The 15770-nt window shown below is 64.6% G+C and carries 15 protein-coding genes; 5 read left to right on the top strand and 10 right to left on the bottom strand.

Annotation, left to right across the window (positions count from 1 at the left end):
• Window positions 1–65: 65 nt before the first annotated feature.
• The 6 genes from phnE to ACE3UG_RS01605 form a co-directional block, all read right to left on the bottom strand.
• Window positions 66–872: a phosphonate ABC transporter, permease protein PhnE gene (gene phnE / locus ACE3UG_RS01580; protein ID WP_374618710.1), complete on the bottom strand. Its 807-nt coding sequence runs from the start codon at window positions 870–872 to the stop codon at window positions 66–68.
• A 169-nt stretch (window positions 873–1041) separates the two neighbouring features.
• Window positions 1042–2010, bottom strand: coding sequence for a phosphonate ABC transporter substrate-binding protein (gene phnD, locus ACE3UG_RS01585; RefSeq protein WP_374618713.1), 969 nt, complete (start codon window positions 2008–2010; stop codon window positions 1042–1044).
• A 16-nt stretch (window positions 2011–2026) separates the two neighbouring features.
• Window positions 2027–2893, bottom strand: coding sequence for a phosphonate ABC transporter ATP-binding protein (gene phnC / locus ACE3UG_RS01590; protein WP_374618715.1), 867 nt, complete (start codon window positions 2891–2893; stop codon window positions 2027–2029).
• Between the two features lie 601 nt (window positions 2894–3494).
• Window positions 3495–4733, bottom strand: a complete 1239-nt coding sequence (locus tag ACE3UG_RS01595; protein ID WP_374618717.1) for an NAD(P)/FAD-dependent oxidoreductase — start codon at window positions 4731–4733, stop codon at window positions 3495–3497.
• Between the two features lie 16 nt (window positions 4734–4749).
• The gene (locus ACE3UG_RS01600; RefSeq protein ID WP_374618719.1) at window positions 4750–6276 is read right to left on the bottom strand and encodes an amidase; all 1527 of its coding nucleotides are present in this window, start codon (window positions 6274–6276) and stop codon (window positions 4750–4752) included.
• Between the two features lie 24 nt (window positions 6277–6300).
• A complete protein-coding gene (locus ACE3UG_RS01605) occupies window positions 6301–7587 on the bottom strand; it encodes an MFS transporter (protein ID WP_374618721.1) in 1287 nt (428 codons plus the stop codon).
• Between the two features lie 105 nt (window positions 7588–7692).
• Here ACE3UG_RS01605 and ACE3UG_RS01610 point away from each other — a divergent pair, with 105 nt between their 5' ends.
• On the top strand, window positions 7693–8343 hold the full coding sequence (locus tag ACE3UG_RS01610) for a helix-turn-helix domain-containing protein (RefSeq protein WP_374618723.1): 651 nt from the start codon (window positions 7693–7695) through the stop codon (window positions 8341–8343).
• On the opposite strand, the gene ACE3UG_RS01615 is transcribed toward ACE3UG_RS01610, so the two are convergent.
• The 4 genes from ACE3UG_RS01615 to ACE3UG_RS01630 all read right to left on the bottom strand — a co-directional run bounded on the left by ACE3UG_RS01615 (window position 8333) and on the right by ACE3UG_RS01630 (window position 12590).
• Window positions 8333–9088, bottom strand: a complete 756-nt coding sequence (locus ACE3UG_RS01615) for a DeoR/GlpR family DNA-binding transcription regulator (protein WP_374618726.1) — start codon at window positions 9086–9088, stop codon at window positions 8333–8335. The two genes, ACE3UG_RS01610 and ACE3UG_RS01615, sit on opposite strands and share 11 nt — an antisense overlap.
• Window positions 9089–9171: 83 nt before the next feature.
• Window positions 9172–9786 (bottom strand): LysE family translocator, encoded by a 615-nt coding sequence (locus ACE3UG_RS01620; protein ID WP_374618729.1) that lies wholly within the window; start codon window positions 9784–9786, stop codon window positions 9172–9174.
• A 60-nt stretch (window positions 9787–9846) separates the two neighbouring features.
• Entirely contained in the window at window positions 9847–10398 is a 552-nt protein-coding gene (locus ACE3UG_RS01625) for an adenine phosphoribosyltransferase (protein WP_374618732.1), read from the bottom strand.
• A 209-nt stretch (window positions 10399–10607) separates the two neighbouring features.
• Window positions 10608–12590 (bottom strand): cation:proton antiporter, encoded by a 1983-nt coding sequence (locus tag ACE3UG_RS01630; RefSeq protein ID WP_374618734.1) that lies wholly within the window; start codon window positions 12588–12590, stop codon window positions 10608–10610.
• A 190-nt stretch (window positions 12591–12780) separates the two neighbouring features.
• On the opposite strand from ACE3UG_RS01630, the gene ACE3UG_RS01635 reads away from it, so the two are divergent.
• The 4 genes from ACE3UG_RS01635 (at window position 12781) to lptA (ending at window position 15747) form a co-directional block, all read left to right on the top strand.
• Window positions 12781–13761 (top strand): KpsF/GutQ family sugar-phosphate isomerase, encoded by a 981-nt coding sequence (locus ACE3UG_RS01635; RefSeq protein ID WP_374618737.1) that lies wholly within the window; start codon window positions 12781–12783, stop codon window positions 13759–13761.
• 125 nt (window positions 13762–13886) lie between these two features.
• Window positions 13887–14372: a KdsC family phosphatase gene (locus tag ACE3UG_RS01640; RefSeq protein WP_374619283.1), complete on the top strand. Its 486-nt coding sequence runs from the start codon at window positions 13887–13889 to the stop codon at window positions 14370–14372.
• Between the two features lie 23 nt (window positions 14373–14395).
• Complete coding sequence (gene lptC, locus ACE3UG_RS01645) at window positions 14396–15055, top strand: LPS export ABC transporter periplasmic protein LptC (RefSeq protein ID WP_374618740.1); 660 nt, start codon at window positions 14396–14398, stop codon at window positions 15053–15055.
• Complete coding sequence (gene lptA / locus ACE3UG_RS01650) at window positions 15052–15747, top strand: lipopolysaccharide transport periplasmic protein LptA (protein ID WP_374618743.1); 696 nt, start codon at window positions 15052–15054, stop codon at window positions 15745–15747. Before lptC ends, lptA begins: the two co-directional genes overlap by 4 nt.
• The last annotated feature ends 23 nt before the right edge of the window (window positions 15748–15770 follow it).

Here is a 15770-nt window from a genome sequence, read left to right on the forward strand (position 1 = left end):
GCTACTCGCGGCTTGCTGCGTGCTTTGCTGTTCATCGCTTGCGACCGGGGCGGTCGCGCGTGGCGTCAAATCACGGCCTTGCGCACGCGGGCGGAGAACACATCGATGCACGTCACGACAACGATCATGATCAGCATCACGGCACACGTCTGCGCGTACTCGAAGCTGCGAATCACTTCGTAGAGCACGACACCGATGCCGCCCGCGCCCACCATGCCGACCACCGACGCCGACCGCACGTTCGACTCGAAGCGGTACAGCGTGTACGAGATCCACAGCGGCATGACCTGGGGCAACACGCCGTACAGGATTTCGTCGATGGCACGCGCCCCCGTGGCACGTACGCCCTCGACCGGGCGCGGATCGATCGCTTCGACCGCCTCGGCGAACAACTTCGAGAGCGTGCCCGTCGTGTGCACCCACAGCGCAAGCACCCCCGCAAACGGACCGAGACCCACGGCCACGATGAACAGCATCGCGAAGACCATCTCGTTGATTGCGCGGCAGGCGTCCATCACGCGGCGCACCGGCTGATACACCCATGCCGGCACCATGTTCGATGCCGAAAGCAACCCCATCGGAATCGAGCACACCACCGCGAGGACAGTCCCCCATACGGCGATGTGAATGGTCACGAGCATCTCGTGCACATACACACGCCAGTCGCGAAAATCGGGCGGAAAGAAATCGTGCGCGAACTGACGCATGTTGCCGGAATCGCGAATCAGATCGAGCGGACGCATATCGGCACCGCCCCACGACCACACGAGAATCAGAAAGAAGCCCCCCCAACCGATCAAGGACAGCCACGAACGCTTGGGCGGCTCGCCCGGCAGGCGGCCATTTGCGGTGAGAGATACGCTGGGGTTCATGTCGAGTACCACAAGTCATACCGGCGCAGCATCGGCCGGCGATTAATCGAACTGCAAGGCAAAGGCATCGACGCGACCCGGTCGCGCAGCCTGCCGGAATCGAGTGCAGGACAACACACCCGTGTTGCCCTGCGTCCTCGCTTCGGATCAGCGCCGAAGGCGCAGGCGCTTACTTCGTCTTGCTCATTTGCTGGTCGAGTGCGGCGAGCTTCGCGTCGATGTCGGTCAATTGCGACTGCTTCTTGGCCGCATCGAGGTTGGCATCCGAGGCGATTTGCTGCTTCTGCTTGAACAGCTCGAGCTGGCGAATCGGCAACAGTTGCGCATTGCTCGATGCGCGGAAGCCGCCGTAGTTGTAGATGTTCTTCAGCACTTCCTTCTCGTGCGCGTTCTTGCCATAGGCCAGGAAGAAGTCGCGGATCTTCGTCTTCGTCGCTTCCGGCAGATCCTTGCGCCACACCATCGGGTCCGACGGGATCAGCGGCGATTTCCAGATCACCTGCACCTGCTTGGCCTTCTCCGGTTGCGTCGCCTCGAGCTTGGCAATCTCTTCGGTGTTGTTGGTGGCCACGTCGACCTGGTTGTTGAGCACGGCCATCAGGTTCGCACCGTGGTTCGAGCTGCGCGCGGTCTTGAAGTACGTGCGCGGATCGATGTTGTGCTTGGCGAACACGTAGTATCCCGGCACCAGCGTGCCCGACGTGGACGTCGGATCGCCCAGGCCGAAGTTGATCTTCTTGCCGTTCTTGATCACATCGTCGAGCGTCTTGTACGGGCTCGCCTTGTTGGCGATCAGCAGCGAGTAGTAGCCTTCGGTGCCGTCGGCGTACATGATCTTCGCGAAGACCTCGCCTTGCGAGCGGTCCACCGCTTCCATCGCGGCCTTGTTACCCAGCCACGCGAGCTGCACCTTGTTGAAACGCATGCCTTCGATCACGCCAGCGTAGTCGGTGGCGAAGAACGGGGTCACCTTCATGCCCGTTTGCTTCTCCATGTCGTCGATCAGCGGCTGCCAACGCTGACGCAATGCTGCGCTCGAGTCGGTCGAAATGATGCCGAAATTGATTTCCTGCGCGTGCGCTGCCGCCACCGAGGCGATCATGGCCGCGCCAGCCATCAAGGTTTTCCACAGTTTCATGAGAACAAGCTCCTGGTCAGGTAAAGCTTAGGGACATCGAGGTAAGGAAGGGGGCTTCTGCCTCGGCCGGCGCAGGGTCCGCCACGCCCGCCGAAGCATCGGATGTTTCGTCGAGTAGTTCGCTCGCCTGCACGCCGTAGAGGCGCCGCAGCAGGTCGGGCGTGAGCGCCGACGACGGGCCGTCGTACACCACGCGCCCCTGATGCAGCGCAACCGTGCGCACGCAGTAGCGCATGGCCACGTCCACCTGGTGAAGCGAGACGACGACGGTCAGTTTGTGATCGCGGTTCATGCGCGCAAGCATGTCCATCACCTTGCGTGCCGACTCCGGATCGAGCGACGCAATCGGTTCGTCCGCGAGAATGATCTTCGCGCCTTGCACCAGCGTGCGAGCCAGTGCAGCGCGCTGCTGCTGGCCGCCCGAGAGCGTGCTCGCGCGCTGGAACGCCTGGTCGGCAATGCCCACTTCAGCGAGCGCCGCCAGCGCCGCCCGGCGCTCAGCCGGTGTGAAGCGGAACAAGAGACTGCGCCACAGCGGCACGCGCGCCAGCACGCCCGTCAGCACGTTGGTGATCACCGGCAAGCGGCCCACCAGATTGAACTGCTGGAAGACAAAGCCGATGTCGCGGCGAATCTGACGCACTTCGCGCACAATCCGGCCGTCGCGCTGGATCGGGCGGCCGAGAATCTCGATGCTGCCCGGTTGTTGGTCGGCCGCAACGAAGCCCGCAATGTGACGCATCAGCGTCGACTTGCCGGAGCCCGATGCGCCGATCAGGGCGACCATCTCGCCCGGCATGACTTTGAGCGCCACTTCGTCGAGCGCACGGCGGCCGCCCCCGAAAGTCTTGGTCAGTCGCTCGATTCGAATCGCTTCGTCCACGGTTCACCTGTCCATCGAATCGCCGGCCGGGACCGATGTCTTCCAGCCACCCGCCCCCTCCTTTGCAGAGAAGAAGCGCGTCGCCCGCATCGCTCGACTAGCTGTTTTGTGGCAATTTGTGCCAAAAGTGAACGCAGTCTAAAAAGCGCCGATGACAACACAGTGACAATCGACCAGCTTTTTGGCGGACGTCGAAAACCTCATCCGGTCAATGCTTTGGCCACGTTTTCAGCGATGGGGCGAACGTCGCCACATGCTCGTCACAGTCACGCCGGGCGAGCGGTGGCTAGCTCGCGTTTGAGCTTGCGCGGAGATTTTGTCTACATATTCCGGAGATGCCGGAAACGCCACGTCGGCGTGCCAGGCACGGCGCAAGGCCGTTCCATCGGCATCCGGCACAGCGCTCGGCAAGACGCACCTGTCACGGCGCGCGCAAGGCGTGGCGACGTGTGGCGTGCTGCGGCGACCTATGGCGACCTATGGCGACCGGCGCCGACCTATGGCGACCGACGGCGAGCGATGGCGCGTCTTGCGCAGGTGGGCAGCATGCGAGGACGGGGTTTCGCGCCGGGGATACCCAACGTCAACGGCGTTGCGTCGATCAACACTTGAAGCGATCGGCGCGGAACGGGCGCGGGTCCGCGATCGGGTCCGCCCCGACCATCATCTCCGCGAGCAAGCGGCCAGTGACGGGGCCGAGCGTCAGCCCATGATGGGCGTGTCCAAAGGCGAACCACAGGTCCTTGTGCCGACTCGCGGGTCCGATGACCGGCATCATATCGGGCGTGCAAGGACGACTGCCGAGCCAGGGCTGCGCGTCGAGACGCTCGCCCAGCGGAAACAGCGCACGCGCGATGGGTTCGATCGCGTCGAGTTGCACGGGCGTGGCGGGCGCGTCTCGGTAGGCCAGTTCCGCCCCCGTCGTCAGGCGGATGCCACGTGCCATCGGCGTCATCATGTAGCCGATCTCGGCGTCGAGCACGGGCTGATTCAGGTGAGCGCCGTCGCGCGCCGCGTAGTGCATGTGATAACCGCGCTTGACGGCCAGCAAAAACCGATAGCCCAGGCGCGCCGTGAGCACATCCGACCACGGCCCCAGCGCGATCACGGCGGAATGGGCATCGATGCGCCCCGCGTCGGTATCGACACTCCACTGCGGTGCGAGGGTCTGCGCGTCGCCGATGAAAATTCGTCCGCCAAGGGCCTCGAAGTAACGAGCGTACGCGGCGACCAGCGCATTGGGGTCGCTCACGGAGTCCGCCTCGGTGTAGCGCAATGCGCCAATCAAGGCATGCCCCAACGATGGCTCGTCACGCCGGAGTTGCGCCGCATCGAGCGGCTCGAACGCGACGCCGTATTCGGCGCGCCATCGCTCGGCCGTGCGCAACTCCGCCTCCTGCTTGCGCGCGCTGCGAAACGCCTTGAGCCAGCCGCCCGTGCGCAGCAGTGCCTGAGCCCCCGAGGCTTCGATCAACGCGCGATGTTCGTCGACACAATGCTCGATCAATGTCGAATACGAACGGGCAATGGCCGCGTGACGGTCTGGACGGGAGTGGTACCAATACCGATACAGAAACGGAAGCACCTTCGGCATGGCGCGCGCGTGATAGCGCACGTCGAGCGAGCGGTTGCGCGCATAGCGCATGAGCGTGGCGAGATCGCGTGGCAGTGCGTAAGGATAAACACCCTCGCGCTGAATCAGTCCCGCGTTGCCGAACGACGTCTCGTTGCCCGGCGCCTTGCGATCGACGAGCGCGACGCGTAGCCCGCGCCGTTGCAGATGCACGGCCACGCAGACGCCTACCATGCCTGCGCCGAGGACAATCGCATCGAATTTCATGACGGACTCGCCGGATTCAAACGGATGACATCCCGGATCGATGCTCGCCGGCCGAACTCAGGATCGGCGGCGCGGTGACGATCGACTTGAGGGCCGGATTCGGCTGCGCAAGCTTCGACAGATCTGGGCGTGGGCGGCGCAGGTCGGGTTCCGACGCGAAGGCACCCTCCATCGCGCGCGCCACGCACAGCGTCTTCAGATCGCCGCGAAACGGACCGACGATCTGCAAGCCGAACGGCATACCGGCGAGATCGACGCCGCATGGCAGCGAGATTGCGGGATGCGTTGTGAGCGTCACCACGTACGTCAGCGCGAGCCATCGATAGTAATTCTCCTGTGCACGGCCGTTGATATGCGTGGCATAGAGCTCACGCCACGAAAACGGCGAGACGGGCGTGGTCGGCGAAACGATCACGTCGTAGCGCTCAAACGCTGCCTGAAAGCGCCTGAAAATGCGTGTCTGCTCCGCTTGCGCCCACGCGCTGTCGGCCAGCGTCATTGCCGCGCCCATTTCGTAGTTCGCCCGGGTATTCGGCCCAAGCGCCCCAGGATCGCGCGCATACGCGTCGCGCAGTCCCGCGACGAAACTCTCGGCACGGATGACGTCGAACGCGCGGTGCACATCACCCAGCGCGAAATCGACAGGCTCGCATGTTTGCACGCGCCGGCCAAGCGCCGCCATGCGCGAACGAAACACCGCGCGAATGCCGTCGTCGACATCGCACGAACCGAAGTCTTCCGTATAGCCAACGCGCAGCGTGGCGAGATCGAGCGTAGGCAGTGCCGTGAAGCCAGACGCATCGACATCGTAGCCGAGCGGGTCGCCGATCGACAGGCCAGCCGTCGCGGCGAGCTGCAATGCGGCTTCGTCGACGTTGCGCCCCATCGGACCAACGACTGAAATGGGTGTCCATCCGAGCAGCCGCCGTGAGTTCGGCACGAGCCCCGGCGATGGTCTGAAGCCCACAACGCCACATTTCGATGCCGGTATGCGCAACGAACCGCCGGTATCGGAGCCGGTGCACACGGGCAGCATATCGCAAGCGAGCGCCGCAGCCGACCCGCCCGACGACCCGCCTGCGTTCAAGTCCGGATCGAACGGATTCCCCGTCGCGCCCCACACGGGATTGCGCGTGTTCGCGCCCGCGCCAAGCTCCGGCACGTTGGTCTTTCCCACGAGAATGGCACCTGCCGCGCGCAACCGTTCAACGAGCACCACGTCGCGCGACGGCACGTGCCCTCGCGACATCGGCGAGCCGTAGGTGGTGAGCAGATTCGCCGTGTCCTCGAGGTCCTTCACGCCCATCGGCAAGCCGTGCAGCAGTCCGAGCGGCGAACCCGCCATCACCTTGCGTTCGGCGGCTTTGGCGGCGGCACGCGCAGCGTCGTAGCACGTTGCCGTGATCGCGTTGACGGCCGGATTGATCGCTTCGATCCGCTCGATGCAAGCGTCGAGCAATTCGACGGGCGAGATCTCCTTCGCGCCGATCATGCGTCGCAGCTCGACGGCACTGCGGCTCACGAGGTCATCGTTATCTGACATGGGAATCCTCGATGTAGTGAAGTTTCAGTCGAGCGCTTCGCCGGTGCGATCGCGCAGCCAGATCACCGGCACGAGCGAGACCGCGCATGCCGCCGCGACATACCACGCCGGCGCGAGAACGTTGCCGGTGCGCGCCACCAGCCAGCTCGCAATGAACGGCGAGAACCCGCCAAAGAACGACGCGCTCACGACGTACGTCAGTGCGATACCTGTCGCCCGCACGTGCTTCGGGAACAGCTCCGGGATCATCACGAGCACAGGCACGATCTGTCCGGCGACGAACACTGCAAGAAACGCGGACACCGCGCACAGCAGCCACATCGAAGGCTGGGCCGAGAGCCACGCGAATGCCGGATAGATGCTCAGCAACAGGATCACCCGCGACACCACGAGGACACGCTTGCGGCTGTAGCGGTCGGCAAGAATTCCGGCAAGGGGCGCCGCCGCGAACAGCACCAGTGAACTGACCACGCCCGAGACAACCGAGGCCGTCGCGGAAAGATGCAGTGTGCGCACGGCGTGGCTCGGCAGAAAGAAGGCCGTGATGTACACGGACACCGAGCCGCCAAGCTCCGCAAACGTGCCGAGAATCGTCAGCTTCAAGTGCGTGGTGAGCGCCGCCTTCAACGCACCGCACCGAGCCGTGCCGCGGGACGACGCGCCGCTGAGCGTTTCTTCAAGTCGACGGCGTATCAGCATGCCGACAGGCGCCGCCACGATGCCGAGCACGAACGGAATGCGCCAGCCCCACGCCAGCACAGCCTCCTTTGAAAGCATCACGTTGACGAGCGTCGCGACACCCGCGCCCATCGCGAGCCCGAGCGCTGTAGCCGAGAAGTTCCAGCTAGCAAAGAAGGCGCGTGTCGAATCGGACGCATATTCGACGAGTAACGTGGTGCCTGGGCCGAATTCGCCGCCCGCTGCGAAGCCCTGGATCAATCGCGCGGCGAGCACGATGAACGGCGCGGCCATGCCCGCGACCGCATACGTGGGCGCGCTGGCAATGAGCGCGCAACTGAGCGCCATCAACATGATGGTCAGCACCATCGCCTTCTTGCGTCCCACGCGATCTGCATAGGCGCCGATCACAATGCCACCCAGCGGCCTGACGACGAAACCCACGCCGAATACGCCGATCGACAACAAAAACTGGTTCACGGGCGATGCCGACGGGAAGAACAACTGCCCGATCTGAATCGCAAAGAAGCTGTAGATCGTGAAATCGTAGAACTCCAATGCCGTGCCCAGCGTCGTCGCGACAATGACTTGGGTCCTCGATAGACCGGCTTTTTCCATGGCAAGCGTGTACACGGCGACGGCTCCTTCGGAGTGGGTCCAGATTGCGAGTTATCATATACGAGAAAAAAATATTTCTCGTATACGACAAAACCCGCATCCCGATTCGAGAGACCGACGATGGTCAAATCCGCTGTACGGAAGGCCCCTGCCCCCGCCGATATGTCGGCGCAGATCGATCGCAAAGTGATTGGCGCGCGGCTGCGCGAAGCGCGCAAGGCGCAAGCATTGACGTTGATGATGTTGTCGGCGCGGTCCGGCATCGCCGTGTCGACGATCTCGAAGGCCGAGCGCGGCGACATCGCGCTGACGTACGACAAGTTTGCCGCACTCGCCCACGCGTTGGAACTCGGCATCGATGCACTATTCGAACGTACGCCGCGTGCGGCGGCGAGTCGCATCGTGCCGACCTTCACGGCGTCGGACCAGCAAATGGTCTACGACACACCGAATTACGAATATCACATGCTCGCCAGCGAACTGACGGGCAAGCGCATGGTGCCGATGCGGGGGCTGGTGCGGGCACACGCGCTGTCCGACTTCCCCGACTACATTCGCCACAGTGGCGAAGAGTTCGTGTTCTTGCTCAAGGGCTCGCTGGAGCTGCGGTTCGAAACCGGCGCGACGTTCAAATTGAAGCCGGGCGACAGTCTGTACTTCGACAGCGCCGTTGGGCACGTCTACCTGAGCACTGGCAAGACGCCTGCCGAAGTTCTGGTGTGCTGTGTGGGCGCGGACGCGCACCGGCCTGCCGATACGATCACGCGATGAGGAGTTCCGGGCCGCGAGCGCGCAACTGCGTCAGCATGCTCTTGTGCGGCGCGGCGTCGCTGATGAGGTAACGCGCGGCCTCGAAATGGCGGATACGTACAGGCGTCACACGGCCGAACTTGGTGTGGTCCGCCACCACCGCCGACACGTTCGCGCACAGCAGCATGCGCGCACGAAGCTCGGCCGCTGCGCGGTTGAAGTCGGTAATGCCGCCGTCCTCGGTCACGCCCCCCACGCCGATGAACGCGAAGTCGGCATGGTATTGCGAGATCTGGTTGATGGCGTCCCAGCCCTGCACGGCGTCTTCGTTGTCCTGCAATTCGCCACCGAGCAGCGTCACCCGGTTGTCGTGATGACGCCCGAGCAGACGCGCGATCTGCCAGTCGTTCGTGTAGATGCGCAGGCGGTGTTTGGACAGCAGCGCCTGCGCCACTGCCCGCGTGGTCGTGCCGTAGTCGATGATCACCGACGCGCCATCGGGCACGAGTTCCGCCGCGCGCGCGCCAATGGCGCGCTTGCCCACGGCGTTGACGTTCTCGCGCAGCGTCCAGTCGGGCTCGCTGCGGTCGGCCGCCAGCGCGCCGCCGTGCGTCATGAGCAGCAGCCCGCGCGCTGCAAGCGTATTCAGATCGCGACGTACGGTCTCCCGCGAAACACCCAGTTCGCGCACCAGATCGCTGATCGCGAGTGCACCGGTTCTGGCGAGTTGTTCAAGCACGTATTGTTGACGTTGTTCGGCAAGCATGATCTGGCAATGTCGGTTGAACTACGAAATCTGTGCGGCATCGGCAGCATCCGCTGCCGGTCATGCACATGCACTCGTGCGCACTAGCCCTGCAACGCGACACGCAACCCCAGGCCGATGAAGATCGCACCGGCCACGCGATCGAGCCAGCGCCCCACCCCCGGCCGGCGTTTGAGCCACGCGCCCAACACGCCGGCGAACCAGCCGTAAGCGCTGAACACAACGATCGTCTGCCCCATGAACACCAGACCGAGCAGCAGCATCTGCCAGCCCGGATGCCCGGCGTCGGCGCTCACGAACTGCGGCAGGAATACGAGGAAGAACAGGGTGACCTTGGGGTTGAGCATGTTCGCCAATACGCTTTGCCGGAAGATCGCAGCGAGCGGTTGTGGCGTCGCCTCGCCGGCCCGCGCCATCGCACCGCGCGCGCGCAAGGCCTTGACGCCGATCCAGATGAGATAGGCGGCCCCGGCCAGCTTGATCGCCTCGAAGGCCCACGCGGACGAACGCAACACGGCGGCAAGGCCCACCGCCGCGACCGTCGTGTGGAAGAGGCAACCGAACGTGAAACCGGCAGCAGCGGCCAGCCCCGCGCGACGGCCCTGCGCAATGCCGCGCGCAATGACCTGCATGTTATCCGGGCCCGGCGCGAGCGTGATCGCCACCGAGGTCAGCAGGAACAGCCAGAGGTTGGGCATCGGCGCGTCCGGGTCGAAGGAGGGAAAGGGTAAAGAATGAAAGCCCTGGGGCAATTCGGGTCAGTGCCCTTCGAACGAACACAGCAGGAACAACGGCAGGCCGGCGTCGCGAATCAGACGCGAGCCGCCCAGCTCCGGCAAGTCGATAATGGCAGCGCCTTCGATCACGGTCGCGCCCAGACGCTCCAGCAACTTCTTGCCGGCAAGCATCGTGCCGCCGGTGGCGATCAGATCGTCGATAAGCAGCACGCGATCGCCCGGGCCGCACGCATCGGCATGAATCTCGACCGTCGCACTGCCGTATTCCAGTTCGTATTCTTCCGCGACGGTCTGATACGGCAACTTGCCCTTCTTGCGAATGGGGATGAATCCGATATTCAACTCGTACGCCAGGATCGAACCGAGAATGAAACCACGCGCGTCGAGGCCCGCAATGTAGTCGGGACGCTGCGCCATGTAACGGTGCACGAACACATCGATGAGCACCCGCAAGGTGCGCGGATTCTTGAGCAACGGGGTAATGTCGCGGAACTGCACGCCCGGCGCGGGCCAGTCCGCAACGGTGCGAATCTGGCTCTTGATATACGCGGCAGGGGACTCATCGATCTGCACGGGGATCCTTCGTCGGATACTGAGGGAAAACACGCCACATTATGCCAAAAATGGCCAGGCGCCCCGCAGACGCTCCGTCAATCCTCACTGCCGCAAGCCCCGACGCCCCCGGACGCACGACCGCTTTGTGGCTTGTTGGCGGCCTGCGTGTGCCCTCCGTGTGCCCTGCGTGTGGCTTGTGCGTGGCTTTTTCGCGACCTGGCCGGCGTCTAATCGTGCCCGAGCAGACGCCGTTGGGCCGCCACCAGCTTGTCGGGCAAGCCGCGCAGCACCACGATGTCCTCGGCCATCAAACGCGTCTCCGACACCGGTTCGACGCCGCGAATGCCGTGTCGACGGATGGCCGTGACCGTCACCCCCAGCTTGTCGAGCCGCAGCTCGCCGAGCGTGCGTCCGACTGCGTCTGCCTCGAGGGGCAGCGGAACCGATTGCAGACGCACCTGCTCGCGCTCGCCCCCCTCGTCCTCGTCGTCGAGACCGTGGAAATACCCGCGCAGCAAGCTGTAGCGCTCGTTACGCGCCTGCGCGACCCGGCGCAGCACCCGGCGCATCGGCACGCCCATCAGCACCAGCGCGTGCGACGCCAGCATCAGACTGCCCTCCACGATCTCGGGCACGACCTCGGTCGCGCCTGCGGCGAGCAGATCGTCGATGTCCGTCTCGTCGAACGTACGCACGACCACCGGCAACGTCGGCTCCAACGCCTGCACCTGCGCCAGCACCTTCAGTGCGGCCGGGGTGCTGTCATACGTCACCACGACGCCCGCAGCACGGTGAATTCCCGCCGCGACCAGCGCCTCGCGACGGGCGGCGTCGCCGAACACCACCGACTCACCGGAACTGGCCGCTTCCATCACACGGTCGGGGTCGAGATCGAGCGCCACATAGCCGATGCCTTCCTGTTCGAGCATGCGCGCGAGATTCTGGCCACACCGGCCGTAGCCGCAAATGATGACGTGGCCCGACGTCTTGATGCTCTGCGTGGCGATCCTGGTCATCTGCAACGACTGCATCATCCATTCGTTGGCGACGAAGCGCAGCGCAATACGGTCGGCATTGATGATGAGAAACGGTGCGCACAGCATCGAGAGCAACATGCCCGCGAGCACAGCCTGCGACAGCGACGGATCGAGCAGGTGCCGGTCGATCACCAGATTGAGCAGCACGAAGCCGAATTCGCCCGCCTGCGCCAGGCCCAATCCCGTGCGAATCGCCGTGCCGGGCGGGCTGCCGAACACACGCGCCAAGCCCGCAATGAGCGTGAATTTGACGATGAGCGGACCCACGAAGAACAACAACACGAGCCACGGCTGCTGCAACACGATGGCGGGATCGAGCAACATCCCGGTCGTGATGAAGAACAGGCCCAGCAGCACGTCGCGGAATGGCTTGATGTCGTCTTCCACCTGGTGGCGGAATGGCGTCTCGGCAATCAGCATGCCGGCGATGAACGCGCCCAGCGCCATCGACAGGCCAAGGTGTTCGGTGATGTAGGCAAGACCGAGCGTGAGCAGCAGCAGGTTGAGCATGAACAGCTCTTGCGAGCGCCGCGCCGCAACGATGTGAAACCAGCGCCCGACCAGCTTTTGGCCAATCCACAGCAACAGCGCGAGCGCGCCCGTAATCTTGAGCGCCGCCAGCGACAACGCCAGCACCAGCGCCTTCGAGTTTCCGCCAAGCGCGGAAATCACGATCAGCAACGGCACGACCGCCAGATCCTGGAACAGCAGCACGCCCATGATATTGCGCCCGTGCTCCGTCTCGAGTTCGAGACGCTCCGCCAGCATCTTGGTGACAATGGCGGTCGAGGACATGGCGAGCGCACCGCCCAGGGCCACCGACGCCTGCCACGAGAACGACCAGAAAAGGTTGACGAGCGCCCCCAGTCCCACCGCCACGAGCAACGTCCCCACTACCTGGGAGACGCCCAGCCCCAACACCACGCGGCGCATGCTCTTGAGCTTCGGCAGAGAAAATTCGATGCCGATGGAGAACATCAGGAAGACAACGCCGAACTCGGCGAGGTACTGCACGCGCTGCGTGTCGGCGGCCAGCCCCAACGCGTGCGGGCCGATCACGATGCCTACGCTCAGATAGCCAAGCATCGGCGGCAGATGGAGCATGCGAAACAGCACCACCCCGACGCAGGCGGCAAACAGAAGACCGAGAGTGAGTTCGAGCGGTGATGCCATCGACTAAGGTGGGCTTCCTGAGTGAATCCGAATGAGTTCAGCGCGTGTCACGCAAATGCCGTGCCAGATCGCGTCCGAGCGGCGGGGTCCGAGGAGGAAACGGGCCGCTTCGAGCGCCGTCCGGAACGTCGCAGGGCCAAGCCTGGCGCGGCTATCCTCGGCGCCGCGTCCATTTTGATATACTCCGCGCATGATAGCGAAAATCAATCCAGGACGGGCACTTGAGGTCGCCCGAGAGGTGTTGCGCACGGAAGCCGACGCCATCGAACGCGTCTGCGAACACCTCGACGACAGCTTCTTCGAAGCGGTCTCGCTGCTGCTCGCCTGCCGCGGCCGCGTGGTCGTCACCGGAATGGGCAAGTCGGGCCACATCGGCCGCAAACTGGCCGCCACCTTCGCCAGCACCGGCACCCCCGCATTTTTCGTTCACCCCGCCGAAGCCAGCCATGGCGACCTGGGCATGATCACGGCCGATGACGTCGTCGTCGCCCTGTCCAACTCCGGCGAGACGGGGGAACTCGTCAGCATTCTGCCGATGATAAAGCGCATCGGCGCGAAGCTCATCGCCATGACCGGCAACGCCAAGTCGAGCCTGGGCCGCTTGTCCGACGCGCACCTCGATGCGCACGTCGACAAGGAAGCCTGTCCGCTGGGCCTGGCGCCGACGGCCAGCACCACGGCGGCCCTCGCGTTGGGCGATGCCCTTGCGGTTGCCTTGCTCGACGCACGCGGCTTCGGTGCCGAGGACTTCGCCCGCTCGCATCCCGGCGGCGCGCTCGGCCGGCGCCTGCTCACGTTCGTGCGCGATGTCATGCGCACCGGCGATCGCATTCCGCGCGTGCGCGCCGACGCCAGCCTGTCCGAAGCCCTGCTCGAGATGACCGCCAAGGGACTCGGCATGACGGCCATTGTCGACGCCGACGATCGCGTCGTGGGCATCTTTACGGACGGCGACCTGCGACGCCTGTTCAAGCGTACGCTCGATTTCAGCACGCTCACACTGGCCGACGTCATGAAAGCCGGGCCGCGCAGCATCGGCCCCGATCACCTGGCGGCCGAAGCCGCCGAACTGATGGAGCGTTTCGGCATCACGCAATTGCTCGTGACCGAGAACGACCGCCTCGTCGGGGCGCTCAATGTCCACGACCTGTTCGCGGCCAAGGTCGTGTGAGCTCCCTGCCCATGAGTCAACCCAGCATCGCCCAGTCTGCTCGTTCCGCCCAGACCGCACAAACCACCCAGACCGTCTCGTTCGACGCCGCCGCCGCTGCGGCACGCGCCGCGCGACTGCGGGTCATGGCGTTCGACGTCGACGGCGTCCTCACCGACGGCGGCCTGCGCTATGGCCCGGCCGGCGAGGTCATCAAGACCTTCGATTCGCTCGACGGCCACGGCCTGAAGCTGCTCGCCGAGGCAGGAATCGTCACGGCCATCATCACGGGTCGCCAGTCCGATATCGTGGCCAAGCGCGCGGCGGATCTTCGCGTCGCCCATGTCTATCAAGGCGTGCAGGACAAGCGCGCCGCGTTCGAAGACCTGTGCGCCAAGGTGTCGGTGACGGCCGATGTCTGCGGACATATCGGCGACGACTGGCCCGATCTGCCCGTGCTCATGCGCGTCGGCTTCGCGGCCTGCCCGGCCAATGCCCACGCCGAAGTCAAGGCACGCTGCCACTGGATTGCCGGCACGCGTGGCGGCGAAGGCGCCGTACGCGAGTTGTGCGACTTCATCCTGCGCGCTCAGGGACGTTACGACGCCCTGCTCGCCGAAGCGCTCGCCTGACGCGTCCCCGGAGCCGATCATTCATGGCCACGCAACGCGTCTCGCCCGCTTCCCTGATCGCCATCGCCATGCTGGCAGGCCTGGCCGCCGGCACGTACTGGCTCGTGCAACGTACGCTGCCGTCGGATGCCGATCGCGCGCCGTACGTGAAGCAGCACATTCCCGATTACTACGCCGACGACATGGTGATCTCCATGCTGTCGGCGAGCGGCCTCACGCAATACCGTGTCAATGCCGTGCACATGACGCACTACGAGGACGATCAGACCACGGCCATGACCCTGCCCGCCGTGCGCGCGTTCACCCCCGATCAGCCGGAAGTGACCGCGACCAGCCAGCGCGGCACGCTCAATGCCGACATGTCCGTTGTCGATTTGTACGATCATGCGGTCGTGGTACGTCAGGCCGGGCCACGCGATCCCGAAATGCGCGCGCTGTCCGAACATTTCCAGGTGCTCGTGAACGAAGACATCGTGCGCACGGAAATGCCCGTCCAACTCTTTCGCGGTTCGTCCGTGATGTACGGCGATGGCATGATTTTCAATAACATCTCGCGCGCCGTACAATTGCTCGGCAATGTTCACGGCACGATCCAGCCGGCGGAACTCCGCAGCAATCGTCCGGCACCGTCCGCCGCGCCGAGCGCGCCACCTCAGACCAAACCGGGCCCCAAGACCCCATGACCGATCGCCGCCACCCGCGCCCCGCTTCCGTGCCTGCGCGCGCCTTGCGCGCACTGGCCACCGCCTTCGTCGTGCTCGGCGCACTCGCGCCGCTCGCCCACGCAGAACGTGCCGACCGCGACAAGCCGCTCAACATCGAGTCGGATCACATGAGCTACGACGACCTCAAGCAGGTCAACATCTTCACCGGCAACGTGACGATGACCAAGGGGACGATTCTCCTGAAGGCCGATCGCGTCGAAGTGACTCAGGATCCGGAGGGCTATCAGTACGCCACCGCCTACTACAAGCCGGGCGGCCCGCTCGCCTACATGCGCCAGAAGCGCGACGGTGTGGACGAATACATCGACGGCTGGGGCCAGACGATCTACTACAACGGCAAGACCGAAGTCGCCACGCTCACCACGCAAGCTACGCTCAAGCGTCTGGCCGGCGGCACGAAGGTGCTCGACGAAATTCATGGCAGCGTGATCACGTACGACACCTACAACGAGGTCTATACCGCGAACAGCGGTGCCGATCAGATCAACGCCAACAATCCGAACGGCCGCGTGCGCGCCACGCTCGCCCCGCGCAATGCAACCGGTGCGAACCAGGCGGCGTCCGGCGGCGCGAGCAAGCCGGCGGCAGCGCCCAAGGGCGACCTGCCGCCGCTGTCTCCCTCCAAAAGCATCGGGAATCCGCGTGAGTAATCCTGCCAACAGCAAGGCCTCGA

This window comes from Pandoraea sp. (assembly GCF_041919235.1).
GTDB lineage: Bacteria > Pseudomonadota > Gammaproteobacteria > Burkholderiales > Burkholderiaceae > Pandoraea.